Consider the following 7,214-nt stretch of genomic DNA (forward strand, 5'->3'; position numbering starts at 1 on the left):
AAATCCAAAATGAAAGTGATTTTGGATTAGGTAAAACTAATTTATATGAATATAATTTAGCTAATACATCAGCCACTGATCAAATTCATCTTTTATATAATGATGTATCTTATTATGCTAACAAGATCTATAATCCAAACCAAAATGTATATTGAAAACATAATGATGGATTTATAAGTAATATCCAATGAATTAGAGATGATTGAGGAACAGTTAATCGAGAATGAGATCTTATTAACCGAGTTCGTGATAATGCATTTAAATATGTAACATATAATAGACATCCTGGTAGTGCAGGTTGATTAAATAAAATTAATGATGATCCAAATGATCTATCACTTTACTATATTTCAAACTGACACGTTGGTGAGTTTTATCCAAATATAAATGCAAATGCTAATGCTATTTATGTAGATAAAGCAACTGAACCACCAGTGATTGGTGCTCCTACTATCTCTTTACCATTAAATAAATGAGATTCAGAACTATATAAAGGATATGGTTATAGTGTTTATAGTTGATTTAATACTAATTCATCATTAAATGTACGTGCTGGTAGTACATCACCAATTTATATTGGTTATAATCGTGCTAATAATAACTCACCAAATAGTGTTGATGAACTAGTTGATAAAGATGGTAAACCATCTTCTTCATCATTTGATTTACAACTTACTTGAAGTGATTTTAAAACTTCATTTGATCATGCTAAAAAGGGATTACGTGATGATATCTTAATGAAGTTTAGAAACTACTTAGAAGCTAAACCAATTAAAATAAATCAATCATCAAACAAAAACCATCATATTGTTCCTGTACTAAACCCATTAGCACACATTGGATTCCCTGGTTGAGGATTTATGACTGGATATGTTAACTTCAGACCAGAGATGACAGATACTAACTTCTATTTTAGACAATATCCAAACTACTCACCAATTTTATTTGGACCAGGAAACTCTGGATCTGTAATCTGATCAAGAGATGGTGATCCAATCTCGATTTGAAGAGCTGGAGCAAATGGTAGTTTTTCAACAGGTGAATTATTTGATAGTTATAACCATAACTACTTTGGTATTAATTGAGATAAAAGAAGTCCGCTTGAACTAAAAGCCTTTAAACATAGTGTAGGACATTTAATTCTAAGACAAGCCTTAAATCATCCATTTAAATACGCTGTTCCTTGATTTTATAAAAAATAGATTAATTTTTGTTTAGTTTTATAGTTCTTTTTAAAATAATGAATTGTTATAATTTAGTTGTATTAACTTTATATTAATTACAAACTAATGTTAATAAATTCCTAGTTTAATACATGGCGTAAGAGAATGAAACTAAAAACAAGCAAAAAACAAGTAAGGATTATTGCTTTTAGTAGTGCTTTAGTTTTAGCTGGATTAGTTAGTACAACTGCTTTTGCATGTAATAACAATAAAACTTCAAAACCAAAACAAGTTGATCAACCAACAGTTGAACAACCTCAAACTCAAACTCAGGCTCAAGCTCAAGCTAATACTGATCAATATCCAGCTTGAAAACAAGATAGTATTGATAAAATAAATCAACTTCAATTTACTTCTAATGAAGAAAAAGCTAAACTTATTGAACAAATTAAAAAGAGTGATCATTTAGCATTTGTTCTTGATATCTCTAAATCTATTAATCAATTTGATAATTATAAAAGAGATATAATCTCTAAGTTTATTTTATTAGATTATTTATCAGAGAGTTATTTAAATAAAGCTAAAGAACAAATTATTGCTCAAACTAAAGATCAAAAAGATAATGTTGATGCTATCTTTGATCAACTAAAACAGTTTAATCGATACAAACAATCTAAAAATTTTAGTATAAGTGTAGATTTTGTTAAATTAACTTCTGAAGAATCAATCAGCTTCCAAAACAGAATTAAAGAATCTGAAAATGAAGCTGATGTTGATGCTATATACAAAGAAGCAGAAGATTTAAATAATAGCCGAACTAAAGCTTCTGTTTAAAAACAAAAATCAATCTAGATTAAATGAGCTGAAATGCTCATTTTTTCTTTATGTTGGTTTAAATGGTTTGATCGATAAACTTACTAATCTATCTTTATTAAAGAACAATTTGCATTATCTCTATTATTTCTTTGACAATCTTCATCTTTTTAGAATATTCATATAACTTATCTAAGTTCTTGTTTTTAGAGCGTGCATATCTATTAATTGTTGTACTAAATAGTTCTGCTTCTATTTGATCTCTATTTTTAATAAAATCACAAACAGTTCTTTCTAAATCATATACTCTTATAGTATTTCCGAATGGTGTTTCTTTTATAGTGATTCCTAGATCATAGATATCTTTATTTACATAATGTACTATTACATTATCATTTAAAGAATGAGCGTTATATCCCTTATATACTGTAACTTCCATTTCATTTGGTATTATATCTGTTAATTCATGAAAATAAAGAGCTGATACATATGAGAAAATAGGGACACTAAATCTAAGACTAAAAAAGTAAAATTCATCATAGTCTGCGTTTTTATCTATATAAACACCTCTACATAGTTTATTTAATTCTTGTTTTTTAAGCATTCGACTAAGGTAGATAGTAGGGATGTTTAAATCTTTAATTTCTTTAGATGTGATAATACCGTTTGATTGTTTAAGCTTTGCTTTGATCTTTTCAATGTAATTCATAATTTAAGTTATTTGTTGTCTTTGTGCTTACATTATATATTTTAGTTAGCATAGTTGCAACAATAAAGAATTAGTATTAAAAGGTTTTTAATTCATCCTATAACTTTGAGTATATAAAACATTAAGTTTTTATCTATTCTTTGTATAGATAAAAAATAAAACCCATATTTATTAAATAAGCATAAATGCTTTATTTTTCTTTATGGATTTTATTGGTGGTTGGTGGGATAGAAGTTTATGTTAGATAGACTTAGCTAGCTCAAGTTGTTTTTACTGTTTTAACAAAATTGAATGTTAACTTTTTACCACCTAGATCTACATTATGATATTCTGTCTCATTTTCTATAACAATCTTATCAATTGTGATTTCTCTATTTGAATATTGTTTATTCTTAACAACGTTTGTAGCAAAATCTATTTTATCAGGGTTCTTTCATAAAAAACCTTTAAAATCTTCTTTAAATGATAAGTCGTAATAAACTTCATTAGTTTTAGAGTTAATTAAAAGTAGTTTAGCATTTGCATTATTTTCAAATCGTTGTTTTGCATTGTTAGCTTTTAATATCAAATTAAGATTTTTAATTCAATCACCTTCTTTTGATTTACCAACTTCTAGATTGAATTTTTCAACTGTTAGTTGATTTTCACTTAATTGAGCTTTATCTACTTTTTGAATATGTTTTTTAGCATTAGCTAATGCTAAAGCAATTTTCTCTTTAGCTTCTCTATATTTGATTGCATTTTGATTATTAGCTTCTTTAACGATATCATCAGCTTCTTTAATTTCTTTTTCTAATTTAGCTTTACCATCGGCATATTTAGCTTCTTTTAATGAAGTAGTTATATAAGTGTTAGCTTCTGTTTTAATATCACTAAATGCTTTGCTTGCTTCATCTTTAGCTTTTTGATTTGCTTTAGTAGCTTGTTGTAAAACACTATCAACATTATCTTTTGAAGTGGCAGAATTAATTTGTTCTTTAAACTTTGTTTTTTCTTCTTCAGTTAAACTAGTTAATTAATCAATTTGAGAACTAGAAGCATTTTTCTTTTCAGCTAATTCTTTTTCTTTAGTTGCTTTGTTTTGCTTATTTAGTTCATTTGCTTGCTCAATAATTTTATTAATTTCATCTTGATTAGATGCTTTATTAATTTGATCTTTAAAGTTATTTTTATTTTTTCTGATAAATCAGATAGTTGATCAACTTGGTTATTGGCCATAGCTTTCTTATCATTTGCTTTATTTGTTTGATTTAAAGATTTAGCTTTGGTTAAAACTGATTCTACTTTTTGTAACGAATCACCTTCATCAACTTCTTTTAGAAGTGAAGTCTTTTGTTCAGGAGTTAAAGAACTAAACCATTAATTTCATTCTTAACTTCAGTTTTCTTAGATGCTAATTGAGTATTCTTAACTTTAATTAAAACACCTTGAACCTTTTGTTCTGAATCAGCTTAATCAACTTCTTTTAAAAGTAATGCTTTTTGTTGATCATCTAAACCTACTGATCCATTAATTTCATTTTTAACATTATTCTTAGATGATACTAACTTAGCTTGTTCATTTGCTTTATTAACAGAGCTAGCTTGTGTTGCTTTTTCTAAAACAGTTTCAACTTCTTTAGTTGATTTAGCTTCTTTTACTTCTTTGTTGAATTTATCTACTTGATCTGCTTTTAAATAACTTAAACCACTAATCTTACTAACTGTTTCAGTTTTCTTAGCTAAAAGTTCAGAAGCTACTCTTTTATCATTATTTTGTTTATTAACAGCAACCCCAGCAACTACTCCTGTTATAGTTGAAGCAACAATAAATCCACCTACTCCGATTAATATTCCCTTTTTGCTTTTAGTATTTAGTTTACTCATATTAAAACCTCTTTTTAAATATTGATCTTCAAGAGTTATTAGCTCAACTAACCCTTAGGTTTAAATTTCAAAAAATGGTTTAATTATAAAAATCCCCTTACTTTTTGCAAAAAAAAAAAAAAAGCGATTTATCAATTAATTGTTCCGCTTAAGTAGAATAAAAAGCTTTTAGATTTAGTAGATAAATGATGATATTAATCAAACCGATCACTTATTAAAATCACCTGCTAAAATACTAATAAAACAAAAAAAACTTCTCCCCATTTAATGAGATGAAGTTTATTAATTTTGAGTTAAATAATTATGCCTATTTACGAATTCATTTTAAACGTGCACCAGTTTTATCTCTAAATCTAGCAAACACGATCATGAAGAAATCAACTAATGCACCGAATCCAAATAATCCACCTGTAAGTAATCATAAAATACCAGTTCAGATTTTACCTACATAGAATCTATGTGCACCAATTGCGCCAAAGAAGATTACTCATAATAAAGCTGCTAAATTAGATTTTCTAGAAACTGGTTCAGCATTTACGACTACATTTGTATTGTTTTCCATAAAAACTCCTATAAATATCAATATGTTGTTTTATTTACTGTTTTATTGAGACTATATTTATTTAAAATGATTTAACCATAAAAACAAAATAGTTTTCAAGGAACAAAATGTTGGTGTATACCTCAATTATTAGAAACCAAGAACACACAATAATATTTTATTTAATTTGCTTTTTTTTTTTTTTTTTAGCAAAAAGAAAATTAAAAATAAAATAATGGGAACATTTTATAAAATAGATAAACTTATTTTTGCTTAGTATTTATTGGTTAGATCACTAAATACTAGCTACATAAATATTAATTATAATTTATTCTTTATTAACTGATTAAGCAATTAATAATTAGTTAGCCATTTATATGATAACAAACTGAGAGCATAACTATAGTTTTCGCATAGCTGTGTTTTTTGATTTTAGACATATATGGTTATATTAATAGATCTTAAATGATTAAAAAGAACCTCATTAGGTGTTTCTTTGTTTTGTTATTTTTACTTTCTATTTTAAAAATATTTGTGTTGGAGATGAAGATGATTAATTAAATTGATTATTAAGATTGTTAGTGGGGATAGTTTTTTAAAAGAGAGTTTTATTTGAAAAATATCTTTTGAGTATATAGTTTTAATGAAATGTTAAATGGTAGGTATTGACAAGTAACAAAAAAAACCATCTTAACCAAAAGATGAATTTAATCAATTGATTTCGATGTTTTTTATTGTAGATAGGGTTAGCTAATAGTTAATTCGTCACTTTGTTTTGTCAATAAATTAGTTTCCGTAGTATCATCAGATAATCATACTTGTGTAACTTTTCAAGTGCCTTTTTCATTTTCTGCACCATATTTTTGATCAGAACTAATCTCAAATGTTACACTGCCATCACTCTCTACCTTCTTATTTTGGTAATATATAGTTTTATTAGTTGGTCCAAAACCTGCAGCATTTTCTACAAACTCTCCACCTTTACCGTTGTTTAAGGTAAATTTAAGTCTTTTAGCTTCTATCTTACTAAAAGTTTGATTAGTAGTTTTTAATTTTAATCAAATATATTTATCACTAGCGATTCTTATTGAAACAGGAGTTAATGAAGATTTAACTTCTTCAGCTTCTTTCTTAGCTTTTGCTGCCACCTTTTTAGCATTAGCATCTTTCGCTTCTTTTAGGGTTTTTTGAATTTCTTCTTTTTGGTCAACAGTTTTAATAGCTTCTATTTTTTGAACAAAAGGTGCACGCTCACTTTCTTCTAAAGCCTGCAATTTATTAATTTCTGCAATAGCATTTTGCTTTTCTTCTTCTAGTTTAGTAGCAGCTTCTTTAGCGTTTTTCTTTTCAGTATCTTTTGTTTTTGCTTCTTCTACTATTTTGTTAATTTCTTCAGATTTAGTTGTATCAGTGATTTTATCAACGTTATCTGTAAATTCTTTTCTTTCCTCAGGAGTTAAATTAGCTAAAGCATTAATAGTATTATTAGCTTCTTCTTTATTTGTTTTAAGAGTAGCTTCAGCTTCTTTTTGTTTATCAGCCTGTTCTTTTTTAGTTTTTTCTTCGTTATTTTTTAATTCAGCTTGTTTAACTATTTCATCAGCTTCATTAATTTTAGAAGGATCAGCAATAGCATCTACTTGATCATTGAAGCTCTTTTTATCAGCTTCAGATAAATAAGCTAATTTAGAAATTTTTTCTTTTGTTTGAGTTTTTTTAGCAGTTAATGTGGCTTGTGCTTCTTGTTCAGATTTTTGATTATTATCATTTGTTGAACCACCTAATGAATCTGTAGTTCCACCATTTCCTGAACCTTGGTTTCCTGCGTTTGATGAATTCCCGCTTCCTGGATTAGCATTTGTTGAACCACCAGTTCCAGAACCTTGACCAGTTGGATTTGTAGTGCTTCCACTTCCACTTCCACTACCTGGGTTTGAAGATTCATTACCACCTGTTTGTGGTTGTTCTACTTTCTTTTCAGTGGGTTTAGCTGGTTTTGCCTTTGTTGGTGCACAAGCTGCAACTACTCCTATAACACTAACCCCTGCCATAATAGCACCAACTGATAACGCTAGTGCTTTCTTGTTTTTGAATTTACTCATATTTATAAATCCTTTGATAGT

The 7,214-nt window shown here is 27.3% G+C and carries 8 protein-coding genes and 2 pseudogenes; 2 read left to right on the forward strand and 8 right to left on the reverse strand.

Annotated elements, in window-relative coordinates; genetic code table 4:
- Positions 1–1,202: hypothetical protein (locus UDIV_RS04450; protein ID WP_038101763.1), on the forward strand; the 1,202-nt coding region annotated here is incomplete at its 5' end.
- 126 nt (positions 1,203–1,328) lie between these two features.
- Positions 1,329–1,997 carry a hypothetical protein gene (locus UDIV_RS00565; protein ID WP_038101765.1) on the forward strand — a complete coding sequence of 223 codons (669 nt, stop codon included), beginning with the start codon at positions 1,329–1,331 and terminating at the stop codon, positions 1,995–1,997.
- 97 nt (positions 1,998–2,094) lie between these two features.
- Here UDIV_RS00565 and UDIV_RS00570 read toward each other — a convergent pair whose 3' ends face one another.
- The 8 genes and pseudogenes from UDIV_RS00570 to UDIV_RS00600 all read right to left on the reverse strand — a co-directional run bounded on the left by UDIV_RS00570 (position 2,095) and on the right by UDIV_RS00600 (position 7,193).
- The gene (locus tag UDIV_RS00570) at positions 2,095–2,685 is read right to left on the reverse strand and encodes a type IV toxin-antitoxin system AbiEi family antitoxin domain-containing protein (protein ID WP_038101768.1); all 591 of its coding nucleotides are present in this window, start codon (positions 2,683–2,685) and stop codon (positions 2,095–2,097) included.
- Positions 2,686–2,935: 250 nt separating this feature from the next.
- Positions 2,936–3,253 (reverse strand): hypothetical protein, encoded by a 318-nt coding sequence (locus tag UDIV_RS00575; protein ID WP_038101771.1) that lies wholly within the window; start codon positions 3,251–3,253, stop codon positions 2,936–2,938.
- 345 nt (positions 3,254–3,598) lie between these two features.
- Positions 3,599–3,700, reverse strand: a pseudogene (locus UDIV_RS04770) (hypothetical protein); the annotation flags it as partial.
- The gene (locus UDIV_RS04775; RefSeq protein ID WP_416389597.1) at positions 3,701–3,877 is read right to left on the reverse strand and encodes a hypothetical protein; all 177 of its coding nucleotides are present in this window, start codon (positions 3,875–3,877) and stop codon (positions 3,701–3,703) included.
- 104 nt (positions 3,878–3,981) lie between these two features.
- Positions 3,982–4,032: pseudogene (locus UDIV_RS04780) on the reverse strand (hypothetical protein); the annotation flags it as partial.
- Positions 4,033–4,136: 104 nt separating this feature from the next.
- On the reverse strand, positions 4,137–4,550 hold the full coding sequence (locus UDIV_RS00590; RefSeq protein WP_038101780.1) for a GA module-containing protein: 414 nt from the start codon (positions 4,548–4,550) through the stop codon (positions 4,137–4,139).
- Between the two features lie 307 nt (positions 4,551–4,857).
- Positions 4,858–5,112 carry a TM2 domain-containing protein gene (locus UDIV_RS00595; protein WP_038101782.1) on the reverse strand — a complete coding sequence of 85 codons (255 nt, stop codon included), beginning with the start codon at positions 5,110–5,112 and terminating at the stop codon, positions 4,858–4,860.
- 725 nt (positions 5,113–5,837) lie between these two features.
- Positions 5,838–7,193: a GA module-containing protein gene (locus UDIV_RS00600; protein WP_038101784.1), complete on the reverse strand. Its 1,356-nt coding sequence runs from the start codon at positions 7,191–7,193 to the stop codon at positions 5,838–5,840.
- Positions 7,194–7,214 lie beyond the last annotated feature (21 nt).

Source organism: Ureaplasma diversum NCTC 246 (assembly GCF_000731915.1).
Lineage (GTDB): Bacteria > Bacillota_I > Bacilli_A > Mycoplasmatales > Mycoplasmoidaceae > Ureaplasma > Ureaplasma diversum.